The organism is Paucibacter sp. PLA-PC-4 (genome assembly GCF_026241155.1).
In the GTDB taxonomy this organism is placed as follows: Bacteria; Pseudomonadota; Gammaproteobacteria; order Burkholderiales; family Burkholderiaceae_C; genus Roseateles_E.
Genome location: NZ_JAPFGP010000034.1, coordinates 1 through 14,517, shown reverse-complemented (window position 1 = coordinate 14,517; position 14,517 = coordinate 1). Strand labels below are relative to the sequence as shown.

Below are 14,517 nucleotides of genomic sequence, written 5' to 3'. Positions count from 1 at the left end.
CCCTATCATCGCCCGCATGAATATCCTCATTCTTGGCGGCACCCAGTTCGTCGGGCGCGCATTGGCCGAAGCGGCGCTGGCCGCCGGCCACCGGCTCACGCTGTTCAACCGCGGCCGCAGTGGCGCCGGGCTGTTTCCCGAGGCCGAGCACCGTCGCGGCGATCGAGCCGGTGACACCTCGGCCTTGGCGCGGGGCGAATGGGACGCGGTGATCGACAGCTGCGGCTACCTGCCGCGCGAGGTCGAGGCCACCGCGGCCTTGCTCAAGGGCAGGGTGGGGCGTTATCTCTACATTTCCAGCGTCTCGGCCTATGCCAGCTTTGCCAAGCCCAATGACGAGGGCTCGGCGCTTGGGCGCCTGGCTAATCCCGACACTGAGGTGGTCGATGGCGCGAGCTACGGCCCGCTGAAGGCCGCCTGCGAGATGCGCCTGCGCCAGCACTTCAATGAGCAGGCCCTGGTGCTGCGCCCTGGCCTGATCGTCGGGCCACATGACCCGACCCAGCGTTTCAGCTACTGGCCGGCGCGCGTCGCCCAGGCACGGGACAGCGAGCCGCTGCTGGTGCCTGGTCGGCCGAGCGATGCCTTGCAATTCATCGATGCGCGCGATCTGGCTGCTTTTGCGTTGAGCCTGCTGGCGCAGGGGCAGTCCGGTACCTTCAATGCGGTGGCCGCGCCCGGGCAATGGACCCGGGGCGAGCTGATGGCGGCCTGCGCGGCGGCCGCTGGCGTCAAGCCCCGCTGGGTCTGGGCTGAGGATCAGCGCCTGCTGGATCTGGGCGTCAAGCCCTGGATCGAGCTGCCGCTGTGGCTGCCGCAGACCGGCGATCACATGAGTTTCATGGAGTGCGACAACCGCGCCGCGCTACGCGCCGGACTGACGCTACGGCCGCTGGCTGAGACGGTGGCCGATACGCTGGCTTGGTGGCGCGCCTTGCCGGCTGAGGCTCAGGTCTTCAGTAAGGCCGGTGTGCATCCTGATCGTGAGCAGGCGTTGTTGCGCGCCCTGGCGTCGGTGGAAGGCTGAGCGGCGGCGGCATGAGCGCTGAGGCCGGCAGGCCAGGCTGAGCTGGGATTTGGCCCGAGCTCAAGGGCTCCAGGCTTTTGAGGCCGGCGCCGCCGGTGAACTCCTCGAACACCCAGTCGTCGTCCTGCCACAGCAGGCCAGCGACCGGTGCCGGCTCCTTGACCGGCACGCCCTTGAGCGCCTCGGCCATCAGCTCGACCCAGGCCGGCAGCGCCAGGCCGCCGCCGCTTTCGCGCTCGCCCAGGCTGCGCGGCTGGTCGTAGCCCATCCAAACCACGGCCGCCAGGCTGGGATGGAAGCCCGCGAACCAGGCATCAACCGCGTCATTGGTGGTGCCGGTCTTGCCATAGACATCGCCGCGCCGTAGCTGGGCCGAGGCGCGCGCGGCAGTGCCGCTGCGCGTGACCTCCTGCAGCAGGCTGTTCATCACGAAGGCATTGCGCGCCGAGATCGCGCGGTTGTCCTCGCTGGCCGTCTCGGTGGGGGCCTCGAACAAGACCTGACCCTTGGCGTCGACGATGCGCGCGATCACCGTCGGTTTGAGCAGATGGCCGCCATTGGCGAAGACAGCATAGGCACTGGCCATCTGTAGCGGCGTTGCCGCGCCCGAACCCAGGGCTAGTGTCAGGTTGTCGGGCTGTTTGTCCGCATCCAGGCCGAAGCGGGCGGCCCAGGCGCGCGCTGTTGGCGGCGTGACTTGCTGCATCAGCCGTATCGTCACCATATTCTTTGAGCGCGCCAGCGCCTGGCGCACCGTCATCGGGCCGTCGAACTGGTTGTCGGAGTTCTTCGGCTCCCAGTCGCCGATCGCGATCGGCACATCGTCGACAAGGGTAGCCGGGCTGACGCCCTGTTCCAGCGCGGCCGAGTAGACGATGGGCTTGAAGGCCGAGCCCGGCTGGCGCCAGGCCTGGGTCGCATGGTTGAACTGGTTCTTCGCAAAATCGAAGCCGCCGACCAGGGCCCGCACCCGGCCGGTGCCGGGCTCAAGCGCCACCAGTGCGCCCTCGGCCTCGGGTTGCTGGGTGATCTGCCAGGCCCCCTTGGCTTCTGCCTTGCTGGGCGGGCCGCGCAGCACGCGGATGATGGAGCCGGGGCGCAGCTTCAGCTCGGCCTTGGCCTTGGCGCTCAGGGCAGATTGAGCACCGCGCAGGCCCTCGCCAGCGATCACGATGTCCTCGCCGCTTTGCAGGCTGGCCGAGACCTTGGCCGGCGCGATCACGGTAATCACAGCGGCACGTAGATCGTCCTGGTCGGGATGTTCGGCCAGCGCCTCGGTGATGGCGGAGTCCCACAGCTCAGGCTTGTTTGGCAGCGCGACAAAGCCCTCGGGGCCACGATAGGGCTTGCGCCGCTCGTAGTCCATCAGGCTGCGACGCAGGCCGCGGTAGGCGGCGGCCTGTTCGTTCGACTCCAGCGTGGTGTAAACCGACAGGCCCAGGGTGTAAGCCTCGTCGCCGTACTGTGCATGGACCTGCTGGCGCGCCATCTCGGCGACGAACTCGGCATGCAAGCGCGGGTCACTGGCAGATCGGATGTGCAGCGCCTCGGCCTTGGCGGATTCCAACTGGGCCTGATCGATCACGCCGAGCTCTTCCATGCGGTGCAGGACCACCTGTTGGCGGCTCTGGGCGCGGGCAAAATTGTTAACCGGGTTGGCATAGATCGGATTCTTCGGCAGGCCGGCCAACATCGCGGTTTCGGCCAGCGACAACTCTTGCAGACTCTTGCCGAAGTAGATGCGCGCGGCCGCCTCGAAACCATAGGCCCGCTGACCCAGATAGATCTGGTTCATATAGACCTCGAGGATCTTTTGTTTGCTCAGCGCCGACTCGATGCGCATGGTCAGCAGGGCCTCGATGAACTTGCGGCTGTAAGTCTTCTTTTTGGTCAGATAGAGATCGCGGGCCAGCTGCTGTGTGATCGTCGAGCCGCCCTGGCTGCGCGGATTGAACAGATTGCTGATGAAGGCCCGGGCGATGCCACGGTAGGACAGGCCGCCGTGCTCATAGAAATCAGGGTCTTCGATGGCCAGCAGTGCGTCCTGCATGGGTTTGGGGATCTGGTCCAGCGGCAAATAACGTCGCCGCTCGGCGCCGAACTCGCCGATCTGCACGCCGTCGGCCGTGTAGACGCGCAGCGGCTGCTTGGGCTGGTAGTCGAGCAGATTGCCGATGTCCGGCAGGTTCGGATAGACCAGGGCGGCGGCCATGGCCAGCAACAGGACCAGCAGCGCCAGGCTGGCGCCGGCGATCAGCAGCAGGCGGCGCCAATGGCCCCGGAAAAACTCGGTGAGCAGACTCAACAATGCAGGCATCCGTCGCTTGGAGGAGCGGCGATTATCACCATGGCGCCGTGGCGGCTGTGATCCGGCTATCGGTTATCGTGCCGGCCATGCATGAGTTTTCCTTCTTCTGGCACGACTACGAGACCTTTGGCCGCGTGCCCCGCCGCGATCGCCCGGCCCAGTTCGCCGGCGTGCGCACCGATGCCGATCTCAATGAGATCGGCGAGCCGCTGATGCTTTACTGCCAGCCGGCGCCGGACTTCTTGCCCGACCCCGAGGCCTGTCTGCTGACCGGCATCTTGCCGCAGACCTGCGTCGAGCAGGGCCGGCCCGAGCATGAGTTTGCCGCTGCGATCGAGGCCGAGCTGGCCGCGCCGGGCACCGTGGGTGTGGGTTACAACACGATACGCTTCGACGACGAGGTGACTCGCCATCTGTTCTGGCGCAATCTGATCGACCCCTATGCGCGCGAGTGGCAGAACGGCTGCGGCCGCTGGGACCTGCTGGACGTGGTGCGCTGCGCTTATGCGCTGCGGCCCGAGGGCTTGCAATGGCCCACGCACGAGGACGGCCGGCCCTCGTTCAAGCTCGAGCACCTGACCGTCGCCAACGGCTTGGCACACGAGGCCGCGCACGACGCGCTGTCCGATGTGCGCGCCACTATCGCCCTGGCTCGACTGGTCAAGACGGTCCAGCCCAAGCTGTTCGAGTTCTGCCTGAAGCTGCACAAAAAGGACGCGGTCTGGACCGAGATCGGTATTGGCAAGCCCTTTTTGCACATCTCCGGCATGTACGGCCCCGAGCGCGGCTGTATCGCGCTGGTCTGGCCGCTGGCGCCGCATCCCAGCAACAAGAACGAGCTGATCGTGTGGGATCTGGCGGTCGACCCCGCCGAGCTGCTGACGCTGAACGCCGCCGCGATCCGCGAGCGCCTGTTTACCAAGCAGGAGGAACTGCCCGAGGGTGTGAGCCGGCTGCCGATCAAGACCATCCATGTCAACAAGTCGCCGGTCGTGATCGGCAATCTAAAGACCTTGTCGCCGACCATGGCCCAGCGCTGGGGGCTGGACATGGCTCAGGGTCTGGCCCATGCCGAGCAGCTGGCCACTCAGGGCCGGCTGCTGGACGGGCTGTGGGGGGAGGTGTTCGCCCGCCCGGCGCTGTCGGGCACATCCGATGTCGACGAGGACCTGTATGGTGGCTTCGTTGGCAACGAGGACCGGCGCCTGCTGCAGCGCCTGCGCGAGCTGAGCCCCGAGCAACTGGCCGAGCGTGTGGCGCAGGGCAAGACCGTGTTTGCCGATGCGCGGCTTGACGAGCTGCTGTTCCGCTACCGCGCCCGCAACTTCCCAGCCAGCTTGGACGAGGCGGAGCACGCGCGCTGGCAGGCTCATTGTGCGGCTCGCCTGCATGCAGGCGAGGGCGGCGGGCTGAGTCTGCAAGCCTTCTTCGAGCGGGTAGACCAGCTCAGCGAGGCGGCCGATGAGCGGGGCCAGGACATTTTGGGCGCGCTCTACGACTATGCGGAGCAAATTGCCCCAGAGGCCTGAGGCCTGAGTTCGGCGCCCCAACCGAAATACCCGGCCAATCACAAGCAGTTCGGGGTTTCCGGCGAGGCACAAACGCGTTACACCTGCGATAGTTGTGGCGTGTGGTGCGCCCGGCGCCTAGGAGACCTCGATGCAAGACCCAGCAAATCCGCCCCTGGATGGCAGCTCCAACGATGTAATCGCCGCGCGCATGCGTGCGCTGCTGGTGCGTGCGCCGATGGCGGTGGGCTTTGTTCAGGGGCCGCGCTTTGAGGTGGTCAGCGAGTATTTCAATCAATTGTTCGGCCATGGCGACGAGACCGATCTCAGCGGCCAGGCAACCCGTTCGGTCCATGTCTCTGACGGGGCCCACAGCGGCGTCTTCGAGCGCATGGCGCAGGCCTTCGCGGCCGGGCGGCCGCTGGACGAGGAGATCGAGTACGTGCGCCAGGACGGCTCGCGCTTTTGGGGCCGCTTGCAGGCCACACCGGTGCACTGGGATGTGCCGGCCGGCGAGGCGCTTTGGGTGATCGACGACGTGACGGCCGCGCGCCAACTGCGCATGCAGCCGACCTGGACTGCCAAGCATGACGCCCTGACAGAGCTGGCGAACCGGCGCGAGTTCGAGCGCCGGTTGGCCGAGCATGTCGGCAGCCGCCGCCATGAGCCCGTCTCCGTGTTGTGGATTGACGTCGACAAGTTCCAGGAGGTGCTGACCAGCATGGGCAGCGAGGTGGCCGACCACTTCCTTTACGGCCTGGGCCAGATGCTGGTGACCAAGGTGCGCGCGTCCGATTTGGTGGCGCGGCTGGAGACTGACCATTTCGCGGTGCTGCTGCCCGATTGCGACCAGCACTACGCCCAGATCGTGGCCGAGAAAATCCGCTCGTCGATTGCCGCTTACCGGCTGCGCTGGGGCTTGCACCGCACCCGCGTCAAGGCCTGTGTCGGCGTGGTGCAGCTGCAGCCCAATCTGGAATCCGTCGAGTCGGTGATCGGCGCTGCCACGCTGGCCTGCGCCGAGGCCAAGGCCTCGGGCGGTGACAGCGTGCGGGTGTTCGTCTCCAACGGCGGCTTCGAGGAGCTGGCGGGCTGATCCCCTGTTTGAAGGATGGCCCGCCTGGGGCCGCTTACATCCAGTTCACGCCGTAGTAGTCATAGACCTTGCGGCCGTATTCGTCCGTGTATTCCGGGGCGTCGGACTGCGCATAGCGGGGCGCGCTCTCGAGCTGGTCCTTCTGCAGCGGGACGACGTAGCCGTCCAGCGCGGTGTCGTACTTCAGAAGACTCCAGGGCAGCGGGTAGCGATCAGTGCCTATGCCCATGAAGCCGCCGAACTCCAGCGAGGCATATCGAACCATGCCCGAGCGCTTGTCAATCATCAGATCATCGATGGAGCCGAGCTTGTCGCCGTTGGGGTTGTAGACGGCCGTGCCTTCGACCTTGTCCGAAGAAATCACAGGATTGCTGCTGATGCTCATCATGAGCCTCCTTGCTGTTGGCGGCCATTGACACCATGTCTTAAGGCCCGAGACCCAACTATTGATCGCCAGCGGGCGAGCCGCCATCGGCGCTGCGCCAACGGCGAGGTAGGACCGGACCTACGGCCCGCGTTTGTTGCGGCTGCTTACCGTAGTCGCAAGCGCATACATGGCAGGCAACAAGCTTTACGCGGTTTCACAGTCGGTATGTCGGCGCGCGCGTCTGTTCGCTCGTTGGGTGGTGGCGGCAGCATTCAGTTCGGATCGTTGCCTGTCATCAGAGGAGTCCATGCTCATGAAGAACACAAACACGGTGATTGCCAGTCTCGGTCTTGTCGGCGTGCTGTGCGCTGGCGCTGCTGCGGCGCGAGAGCCAGACGTGCGCTGGTCGGTCACGATTGGAAGCCAGGGCCATGCGCCGGTCTATGTCCAGCCCCGCCCGGTGTATGTCCAGCCCCGCCCTGTCTATGTCGAGCCCGTCTACCCCTCCCGGCACTATCATTCGCGCCACTATCAGGAGCCCAGGCGCTGGGATCGCGATGGCGACGGCATTCCTAACCGCCGCGACCGGCTCTACAACCCGGCCTGGGATCGTGACGGCGATGGGGTACCCAATCGCTATGACCGCTATGACGATCGACGCGGCGACTGGGGGCGCTGAATCAGCGGAGCGACCGTGTGACAAGTTTCATGATCGCTTAAGACGCGCTTAATAAAGCCTTTGCATCATTCGACACCGCTGGACCAGAGATGGCGGCGGACCTGACACGGCGCCTTCGGCGCGATTTCTGGAGTCGAGATGCAAGAAGCAACAGGCTTTCAAGTCTTGGTCGCGCCCACACGGCTGCGGCTGGTGCAACACTTGACCATTCTGGCCCTGGTAGCCCTGTGCAACCCCTACACCTTGTTCGGTCGTGATGACGGTCAGTACTGGGCGGCTGCTTTCGTGCTGCCGCTGGCGCTGGCTGCGACCTACCGCGGGCTGCACGCGCTGGCGGGTGCTGCCGGGCTGGGTGGTCGGCGCCCGGTCATGCCCTTCATGCGGCTGAGCGCGATGCTGCAGCTGCTGTCGCTGCTGGTTCAGTGGGTGGATGTTTAAGCCGGTCGCCTGAGCGAGTCTTGAGAGCCCTCAGACCAGCCCTTGCTTGCTGGCAAGCACCGCTGCTTCGGCGCGGCTGGAGACATTGAGCTTCTTGTAGATGGACTTGATGTGGTCGTTGACCGTGAACCACTTGATGCCCATCAAGTTGGCGATTTCCTTGATCGTGAAGCCCTTGCTCAGATAGGTCAGCACCTCGTTCTCGCGCGGGGTCAGGCGCTCCCATTCGGGCGGCGGGTCCAGCACGACGCCCCGGCCGCTGTGCGGCGCGGCACTAGAGGACAGCGGGCTGAAGCCCGAGTTCAGTGCCGAGTTCAGGCTCATCGGGCCACTGTCGCCACTGGAGCCGGGCCGGAAATGCGAGAGCAGGCGGCGCGCGATCGCCGGTGACAGCGGCGGCTGGCCACGCACGATGCGCTGCAACTCCTCGACCAGCACCTCGAAGCGGTCTTCCTTCAGCAGATAGCCATCGGCGCCGCACTGCAGGGCCGGGAAGAGGTGATCGTCGTCGGAGTACAGCGTCGTGACGACCTTGACCGAGGGCGTGCCGGCCAGTTCGGCCAGGAACTCCATGCCATTGCCGTCGGGCAATTCGAGATCGACCAAAATCAGCTTGAAGCCGATTTCGGGGCTCTCCTGCGCCACGCGGGCGACATGGCGTCGCGCGCCCTCGAGATCGCCAGCTTCGGTGATCTCCATTGCATCGCTGAAACTCTCTCGCACGACGCGGCACAGGAAACTGCGCGCGACTGGGTTGTCTTCAATAATCAGGACTTTGACTGCCATGGTGTGAGGCTCCGCTCCAGCGGCATCCTAGCGCACAACCGAGACCGCGCATGCCCCGCGAAAGCAGGGCACGCGTCGCCAGATGTTGCTGTAGCGCTTCAGTGTGGCTCAGGGCTGGCTCAGCACGACCTTGCCGACCACCTGGCGGCTGCTCATGCGCGCGAACGCGGCGGGCAATTCCGTCATTGGCAGCACGCGGTCCAGCACCGGCTTGATCTTGCCTTGGGCGTACCAGGCGGCGAGTTGAGCGAGCATCGCGGCATTGCGCTGCGGCTCCCGTTTGGCGAACTCGCCCCAAAACACACCAACGATAGAGGCTCCCTTTAAGAGCGCGAGGTTCAGCGGCAGCGCCGGGATCTGGCCCTGCGCGAAGCCGACCACCAGATAGCGGCCACGCCAGGCGATTGAGCGGAACACCGGCTCGGCCAAGTCGCCGCCGACCGGGTCGTAGACCACATCGGGCCCCTTGCCTCCGGTCAGCGCCTTGATGTCCTCGCGCAGCGTGCCCCGGCTGTAGTTGATCGTGACATCGGCCCCGATCTCAAGGCAGCGCGCACACTTTTCGTCGGACGAGGCTGCGGCAATCACGCGCGCGCCCACTGCCTTGGCGATCTGGATCGCGGCCGTGCCAACTCCGCCGGCTGCACCGAGGATCAGCACCGTTTCGCCGGGCTGCAGTGTGGCGCGGTCAAGCAGCGCATGGTGGCTGGTGGCATAGGTGCAGATGAAAGCGGCCGCATCCTCGAAGGCAAAGCCCGGCGGCAGCGGCATCGCCAGTGCGGCCGGGATGCAGGCATGACTGGCAAATCCGCCGGTGCCCGCAAACGCGGCCACCGCATCGCCGGGCTTGAAGCCCTTGACGCCTTCGCCCACCGCGTCGACGACGCCGGCGAACTCGGTGCCTGGCACAAAGGGCAGCGGCGGCTTCATCTGATACTTGCCCTGCACTATCAAGAGGTCCGGGAAGTTCAGGCTGGCGGCCTTGATCGCCACGCGGATCTGGCCAGCACCGGGCTCGGCGGTCGGCATTTCTTTCCAGTTCAGGGCATCGACGCCCACGGGGTTTTCGCACAGCCAGGCTTGCATGGATTGGACTCCGGTTTTCCGTGTTGATCGATGATAAGCAGGGGTGGGTAGACAAGGGGTCGCCCAGGTGACGCGATGCCTACAATGCCACCATGCGTATCTTGATAGCAAACGACGATGGTTATCTGGCACCGGGGCTGGCGGCCCTGGTCAAGGCCTGCGAGGGCCTGGGTCAGATCGATGTGATCGCCCCTGAGCAAAATGCCAGCGGCACCTCCAATGCGCTGACGCTGGGCCGGCCGCTGTCGGTTTACACCGCCGGCAATGGCTTTCGTTATGTCAACGGCACGCCGTCCGACTGCGTCCATGTGGCCTTGACCGGTCTGCTGGACTATCGGCCCGACCTCGTGCTCTCGGGCATCAACAACGGCGCGAATATGGGGGACGACACTCTGTACTCAGGCACGGTGGCGGCCGCCACCGAGGGCTATCTGTTCGGCATCCCGTCGATCGCGTTCTCGCAGGTCGACAAAGGCTGGGGCCATCTCGATGCGGCCGCCGCGGCGGCCCGTGCCCTCATAGAGGAGGTGCTTGCTGGCGGCCTGGGCCAGGCTTTTCTGCTCAACGTGAACATGCCCAATCGTGCCGATGTTGCGGCCCTGCCGCGCCGCATCACGCGTCTGGGACGGCGCCATGCCAGCGAGCCGGTGATCTGCCAGCAGAGCCCGCGCGGCGAGACGATCTACTGGATCGGCCCGGCAGGCGATGCTCGCGAGGCCGGCGAAGGCACCGACTTCCACGCCTGCGCGAATGGCATGGTCTCCATCACGCCGCTGCAAGTCGATCTCAGCGACCACGCCTCGCTGCCTGCCTGGCGCCAGCGCTTGGGCCAGACCCCATGAGCGCGACGCCGCCCGAAACGCCCAAGAAGCGCTTCCCGCTGCCGCTGGACAAGCTGGGTGGTCGCGGCGCGGCGCCGGTGCGCGAGCTGCTGATGCCGCAGCGCCACCTGCAGCAGGCCACCGCCGACGCTGCCCGGCGTGCGGCGCCAAGCGGCTTGGGTATGGATTCGGCTGGCGTGCGCCTGCGCATGGTGCAGCGCCTGCAGCGCGAGGGCCTGCGCGACGAGCGGGTGCTGCAGGCGCTCGCCGGCGTGCCGCGCCATGAGTTCGTCGACACCGCGCTGGCCATTCAGGCCTATGAAGACACAAGCCTGCCGATCGGCCATGGCCAGACCATCTCCAAGCCTTCGGTGGTCGGGCGCATGATCGAGCTGCTGCTGGCTCGCCCCGGCGCCTCCAAGGAGGCCGGCGCGCCGATGGGGCGGGTGCTGGAGATCGGCACCGGTTGCGGCTACCAGGCCGCCGTGCTGGCGCGGTTGGCGCGCCAGGTCACCAGCATCGAGCGCATCAAGCCGCTGCACGACAAGGCACGCGCCAGTCTGGCGACGCTGAATCTGGGCGGTGTTCGACTGATTTACGGCGACGGACGGCTGGGTCATGCCTCCAGCGGCCCTTATGACGGCATCATCGCGGCTGCCGGCGGCGACGATCTGCCCGAGGCCTGGATGGCCCAGCTGGCGCCAGGGGGGCGGCTGGTGGCACCGATGCAGGCGCCAGGCGGTCGAGGTCAGGTCTTGGTGGTGGTCGACCATCTTCAGGAAACAGGTGCTAGCCGTTTTGTCCGCACGCTTCATGAGGCGGTGCTTTTCGTGCCTTTAAAATCGGGCGTGATGTAAGAGCGCCCGCCGTGCCCTGTCTGCCGGGCTATCCACCAAACGCTGATACGCATGCCACTGAACCCTACCCGCAACACCCCATTTCCTGCCGGCCTGCTGGTCGTCGCGATCTGTGCCCTGATCGTTGGTTGCGCCTCGCCTAAGCACCGTGCGCCGGTGGAGGACCGACCGATGAATGGCGCGGCCAAGCCGGTCGCGGCACCCTCGGGTAGTCCTGACTCGCAGCCCGCGCCAGAGGTCAAGCCGCTGCCGGGCGCCGAGAATGCCGGCAAGCCGGGCTACTACACCGTCAAGCCCGGCGATACGCTGATCCGAATCGCGCTGGACAACGGCCAGAACTGGCGCGACTTGGCGAAATGGAACGGTATTGACAATGCCAACCGCATTGAGGTGGGTCAAGTCTTGCGCGTGGTGACGCCGAGCGTTGACGCGGCGTCGGTAAGTGCGCGCCCGGTCACGAGCGCCAAGGTGGAAAGCCGCCCGCTGGACGGCAAGCCACCGGCGACCGTCGCCTCGGCGCCTGCGGCGACGACAGCCGCCAGCGCGCCATCGGTCACGCCGCCGGTCGCCGCCGGCTCCGAGGATGAGCCGCCCTGGGGCTGGCCGGCCGCCGGTGCGGTGGCTGCTGGTTTCGACGAAGTCAAAAACAAGGGTCTGGTGTTCAGCGGCAAGGCCGGCGATCCGGTGCTGGCGGCTGCCGACGGGCGCGTGGTTTACGCAGGTTCGGGCTTGCGCGGATATGGCAATCTGGTCATCATCAAGCACAACACCACCTACCTGACGGCTTACGCGCACAACCAAAGCTTGCTGGTCAAGGAAGACCAGGCGGTACGCAAGGGCCAGAAGATTGCCGAGATGGGATCCAGCGATGCCGACCAGGTCAAGCTGCACTTCGAAGTGCGCAAGCAAGGCAAGCCGATCGATCCGGCTAAGCTGCTGCCGTCCCGCTAACGAGTGAGGGCGCCGTGCTGACATCATGAAACGCGCCGCGCCCCATCTGTCCAACGGCCCCCTCGCGCCACCGTTGCCGCCGCCGGCCGATCTGGAGCGGCTGCTGGCCGAGGATGGAGCCGCCGCAGCTGAGGGGGCGGGTTCTGACGGGGACGAGGTCCAGATCTTGCGCAATGGCGCGGCACCGGCCGCCGATGTCGATCTGGGCAATGCGCTGCAGGCCTATCTGCGCGACATACGACGCACGCCGCTGTTGACGCCGCAGCAGGAGTACGACACGGCAGTGCGGGCCCGGGCCGGCGAATTCGCCGCCCGTCAGGCCATGATCGAGCACAACCTGCGCTTGGTGGTCAGCATCGCCAAGAACTATCTCGGTCGCGGCCTGCCGATGAGCGACTTGATCGAGGAAGGCAATCTTGGCCTGATGCATGCGATCGGCAAGTTCGAGCCCGAGCGCGGCTTCCGTTTCTCGACCTATGCCAGCTGGTGGATACGGCAGAGCATCGAACGTGCCTTGATGCATCAGGCCAGGCTGGTGCGGCTGCCGGTGCATATCGTGCGCGAGCTCAACCATGTGCTGAAGGCGCGTCGAGCGCTGGAGGCCTTGCGCAGCCAGCACGGCGCCGAGTCGGTGGTGCGCGCCGAGGATATTGCGGTGGTGCTGGGCCGGCCGCTGGCCGAAGTCGCGGAGCTGCTGGCCTATGCGGAGCTGCCGACCTCGCTGGACTCGCCGGTCGATCGCAACGGTGACGGCGGCGAGTCGATGATGGATCTGGTCGCCGACGAGCAGGCAGTCGATCCGCTGGGGCTGCGGCTCAGTCACGAGCTGGAAGAATTGCTAGAGCATGGTTTGGCGGCCTTGAACGAGCGCGAGCGCGAGGTGCTGGCCGGCCGCTATGGCCTGAGTGACCGCGAGCCTGAGACCCTGGATGTGCTGGCCATACGGCTGGGCTTGACGCGCGAGCGCATCCGGCAGATCCAGATCGAGGCGCTCAACAAGCTCAAGCGCAATATGATGCGGCACGGCATCGACCGCGACGCGATCTTCTGAAGCGGGGGGGTAGTGCGGCCGCAGGGATAATCCCGGCCATGACTCAACAATCCGAATGGCTGAAGGTCGAATCGCTGGACCTGGAAGCGCAGGGCGTTGCCCACAATACCGAAGGCAAGGTGGTGTTCATCGAGGGCGCTTTGCCCGGTGAAGAGGTGCAGGTCACCGTCGGCCGCAAGAAGAACAACTGGGAGCAGGGCACTCTGGTGGCGATGCGTCGCGAGAGTTCGCAACGGGTCGTGCCCGGCTGCCCCAATTTCGGTCTGCATGCCGGCGCGTGCGGCGGCTGCAAGATGCAGCATCTGCACACCGGGGCCCAGGTCGCTGTGAAGCAACGGGTCGTCGAGGACAACCTCTGGCACCTGGGCAAAGTCAGACCAGAAACCTTGCTGCGGCCTATCGAAGGCCCGGCTTGGGGCTATCGCTATCGTGCGCGTTTCTCGGTCCGCTATGTGGCCAAGAAGGGCCAGGTTCTGATCGGCTTTCATGAGCGCAAGAGCCGCTATGTGGCCGATATGCAGGTCTGCAAAGTCGTGCCGGCGGTGGTCAGCGACATGCTGATGCCGCTGCGCGAGCTGATCGCCAGCATGGCCGAGCGCGACCGGCTGCCGCAGATCGAGCTGGCCATGGGTGAGCAGGTGATCGCGCTGGTCCTGCGCCACCTGAATCCGCTGCCAGACTCCGATCTGGCCAAGCTGCGTGAGTTCGCGGCCAGCCATCGCGGCGTGCAATGGTGGTTGCAGCCCAAGGGGCCGGACACGGTCAAGCTGCTCGACGAGGGCGGTCCGGAGCTGGCCTACAGCTTGCCGGAGTTCGGCGTCGTGATGCCCTTCAAGCCGACCGATTTCACGCAGGTCAATCCGCATATCAACACGGTGCTGGTCGGCCGGGCGCTGCGCCTGCTGCAGGTGCGCAAGGACGAGCGGGTGATCGACTGGTTCTGCGGGCTGGGCAACTTCACGCTGCCGCTGGCGACCCAGGCGCTCGAGGTGCTGGGCATCGAGGGCAGCGAGACCTTGGTGCAGCGCTCGCGCGAGAACGCCAAGCGCAATGGACTGGATGGCAACACCGCCTTCGTCGCGCGCAACCTGTTCGAGATGACGCCCGAGTTGCTGGCGGCCGACGGCGTGGCTGACAAGTGGCTGGTGGACCCGCCGCGCGAAGGTGCGTTCGCACTGGCCAAGGCGGTCGCCGATATCGCTCAGGACCCGAGTCTGGCCCCGGGCTGGACGCCGCCCAAGCGCATTGTCTATGTCAGTTGCAATCCGGCCACGCTGGCGCGTGATGCGGGGCTGCTGGTCAATGTGGCCGGCTACCGCTGCACGGCGGCCAGTGCGGTGAATATGTTCCCGCACACGGCCCACGTCGAGTCGATCGCCGTCTTCGAGCGCTGATAAGGAAAAACGGGACCCGCACAGTCCGTGTCAATACTCTGACGCTAAGCTGAAGGCCTGAAGACAATGCCCTGCAACGCAAGTTGCAGGGCATTGTTCTTATGGGCTACGTGCAAGGACAGAGTCGAGACCAGGGCAGCCTGTTTCC

At 65.9% G+C, this 14,517-nt stretch carries 14 protein-coding genes; 10 read left to right on the top strand and 4 right to left on the bottom strand.

Translation table 11 applies throughout. The annotated features are described in order from the left end of the window. Positions 1 to 16 precede the first annotated feature (16 nt). The gene (locus OOZ63_RS28080) at positions 17 to 1,027 is read left to right on the top strand and encodes an NAD-dependent epimerase/dehydratase family protein (RefSeq protein ID WP_266009074.1); all 1,011 of its coding nucleotides are present in this window, start codon (positions 17 to 19) and stop codon (positions 1,025 to 1,027) included. Here the strand turns inward: OOZ63_RS28080 and OOZ63_RS28075 are convergent. After that, positions 957 to 3,344, bottom strand: coding sequence for a penicillin-binding protein 1A (locus OOZ63_RS28075; RefSeq protein ID WP_416234796.1), 2,388 nt, complete (start codon positions 3,342 to 3,344; stop codon positions 957 to 959). The genes OOZ63_RS28080 and OOZ63_RS28075 overlap by 71 nt on opposite strands. Before the next feature lie 77 nt (positions 3,345 to 3,421). Here OOZ63_RS28075 and sbcB point away from each other — a divergent pair, with 77 nt between their 5' ends. Together sbcB and OOZ63_RS28065 are read left to right on the top strand one after the other, a co-directional pair. Further along, positions 3,422 to 4,864, top strand: coding sequence for an exodeoxyribonuclease I (gene sbcB, locus OOZ63_RS28070; RefSeq protein WP_266009070.1), 1,443 nt, complete (start codon positions 3,422 to 3,424; stop codon positions 4,862 to 4,864). A gap of 130 nt (positions 4,865 to 4,994) precedes the next feature. Then, positions 4,995 to 5,939 carry a GGDEF domain-containing protein gene (locus OOZ63_RS28065; protein ID WP_266009069.1) on the top strand — a complete coding sequence of 315 codons (945 nt, stop codon included), beginning with the start codon at positions 4,995 to 4,997 and terminating at the stop codon, positions 5,937 to 5,939. Positions 5,940 to 5,973: 34 nt separating this feature from the next. Here the strand turns inward: OOZ63_RS28065 and OOZ63_RS28060 are convergent, their stop codons facing one another. Beyond that, positions 5,974 to 6,324 (bottom strand): PRC-barrel domain-containing protein, encoded by a 351-nt coding sequence (locus OOZ63_RS28060; protein WP_266009067.1) that lies wholly within the window; start codon positions 6,322 to 6,324, stop codon positions 5,974 to 5,976. Positions 6,325 to 6,619: 295 nt separating this feature from the next. Here OOZ63_RS28060 and OOZ63_RS28055 point away from each other — a divergent pair, with 295 nt between their 5' ends. After that, positions 6,620 to 6,985 carry a PXPV repeat protein gene (locus tag OOZ63_RS28055; RefSeq protein ID WP_266009066.1) on the top strand — a complete coding sequence of 122 codons (366 nt, stop codon included), beginning with the start codon at positions 6,620 to 6,622 and terminating at the stop codon, positions 6,983 to 6,985. Between the two features lie 138 nt (positions 6,986 to 7,123). Continuing rightward, positions 7,124 to 7,423 (top strand): hypothetical protein, encoded by a 300-nt coding sequence (locus OOZ63_RS28050; RefSeq protein ID WP_266009065.1) that lies wholly within the window; start codon positions 7,124 to 7,126, stop codon positions 7,421 to 7,423. Between the two features lie 30 nt (positions 7,424 to 7,453). On the opposite strand, the gene OOZ63_RS28045 is transcribed toward OOZ63_RS28050, so the two are convergent. Both OOZ63_RS28045 and OOZ63_RS28040 read right to left on the bottom strand, forming a co-directional pair. Next, on the bottom strand, positions 7,454 to 8,209 hold the full coding sequence (locus OOZ63_RS28045) for a LuxR C-terminal-related transcriptional regulator (RefSeq protein ID WP_266009064.1): 756 nt from the start codon (positions 8,207 to 8,209) through the stop codon (positions 7,454 to 7,456). 108 nt (positions 8,210 to 8,317) lie between these two features. Continuing rightward, complete coding sequence (locus OOZ63_RS28040) at positions 8,318 to 9,295, bottom strand: NADPH:quinone oxidoreductase family protein (RefSeq protein WP_266009063.1); 978 nt, start codon at positions 9,293 to 9,295, stop codon at positions 8,318 to 8,320. Positions 9,296 to 9,387: 92 nt separating this feature from the next. On the opposite strand from OOZ63_RS28040, the gene surE reads away from it, so the two are divergent. Genes surE through rlmD form a run of 5 tightly spaced genes read left to right on the top strand, consistent with a single transcriptional unit; the run spans position 9,388 to position 14,369 of the window. Further along, positions 9,388 to 10,137 (top strand): 5'/3'-nucleotidase SurE, encoded by a 750-nt coding sequence (surE, locus tag OOZ63_RS28035; protein WP_266009062.1) that lies wholly within the window; start codon positions 9,388 to 9,390, stop codon positions 10,135 to 10,137. Beyond that, positions 10,134 to 10,973, top strand: coding sequence for a protein-L-isoaspartate(D-aspartate) O-methyltransferase (locus OOZ63_RS28030; protein WP_266009061.1), 840 nt, complete (start codon positions 10,134 to 10,136; stop codon positions 10,971 to 10,973). Before surE ends, OOZ63_RS28030 begins: the two co-directional genes overlap by 4 nt. Positions 10,974 to 11,024: 51 nt before the next feature. Continuing rightward, positions 11,025 to 11,924 (top strand): peptidoglycan DD-metalloendopeptidase family protein, encoded by a 900-nt coding sequence (locus tag OOZ63_RS28025; RefSeq protein WP_266009060.1) that lies wholly within the window; start codon positions 11,025 to 11,027, stop codon positions 11,922 to 11,924. Positions 11,925 to 11,949: 25 nt separating this feature from the next. Then, positions 11,950 to 12,975: an RNA polymerase sigma factor RpoS gene (gene rpoS / locus OOZ63_RS28020; RefSeq protein WP_266009059.1), complete on the top strand. Its 1,026-nt coding sequence runs from the start codon at positions 11,950 to 11,952 to the stop codon at positions 12,973 to 12,975. A gap of 38 nt (positions 12,976 to 13,013) precedes the next feature. Beyond that, positions 13,014 to 14,369: a 23S rRNA (uracil(1939)-C(5))-methyltransferase RlmD gene (rlmD, locus tag OOZ63_RS28015; protein ID WP_266009058.1), complete on the top strand. Its 1,356-nt coding sequence runs from the start codon at positions 13,014 to 13,016 to the stop codon at positions 14,367 to 14,369. Positions 14,370 to 14,517: the final 148 nt, after the last annotated feature.

Excerpts from the sequence above, each read along its gene's own strand:
- OOZ63_RS28080 (WP_266009074.1), top strand. The coding sequence starts at position 17 with ATGAATATCCTCATTCTTGGCGGCACCCAGTTCGTCGGGCGCGCATTG.
- OOZ63_RS28075 (WP_416234796.1), bottom strand. The coding sequence starts at position 3,344 with ATGCCTGCATTGTTGAGTCTGCTCACCGAGTTTTTCCGGGGCCATTGG.
- sbcB (WP_266009070.1), top strand. The coding sequence starts at position 3,422 with ATGCATGAGTTTTCCTTCTTCTGGCACGACTACGAGACCTTTGGCCGC.
- OOZ63_RS28065 (WP_266009069.1), top strand. The coding sequence starts at position 4,995 with ATGCAAGACCCAGCAAATCCGCCCCTGGATGGCAGCTCCAACGATGTA.
- OOZ63_RS28060 (WP_266009067.1), bottom strand. The coding sequence starts at position 6,324 with ATGAGCATCAGCAGCAATCCTGTGATTTCTTCGGACAAGGTCGAAGGC.
- OOZ63_RS28055 (WP_266009066.1), top strand. The coding sequence starts at position 6,620 with ATGAAGAACACAAACACGGTGATTGCCAGTCTCGGTCTTGTCGGCGTG.
- OOZ63_RS28050 (WP_266009065.1), top strand. The coding sequence starts at position 7,124 with ATGCAAGAAGCAACAGGCTTTCAAGTCTTGGTCGCGCCCACACGGCTG.
- OOZ63_RS28045 (WP_266009064.1), bottom strand. The coding sequence starts at position 8,209 with ATGGCAGTCAAAGTCCTGATTATTGAAGACAACCCAGTCGCGCGCAGT.
- OOZ63_RS28040 (WP_266009063.1), bottom strand. The coding sequence starts at position 9,295 with ATGCAAGCCTGGCTGTGCGAAAACCCCGTGGGCGTCGATGCCCTGAAC.
- surE (WP_266009062.1), top strand. The coding sequence starts at position 9,388 with ATGCGTATCTTGATAGCAAACGACGATGGTTATCTGGCACCGGGGCTG.
- OOZ63_RS28030 (WP_266009061.1), top strand. The coding sequence starts at position 10,134 with ATGAGCGCGACGCCGCCCGAAACGCCCAAGAAGCGCTTCCCGCTGCCG.
- OOZ63_RS28025 (WP_266009060.1), top strand. The coding sequence starts at position 11,025 with ATGCCACTGAACCCTACCCGCAACACCCCATTTCCTGCCGGCCTGCTG.
- rpoS (WP_266009059.1), top strand. The coding sequence starts at position 11,950 with ATGAAACGCGCCGCGCCCCATCTGTCCAACGGCCCCCTCGCGCCACCG.
- rlmD (WP_266009058.1), top strand. The coding sequence starts at position 13,014 with ATGACTCAACAATCCGAATGGCTGAAGGTCGAATCGCTGGACCTGGAA.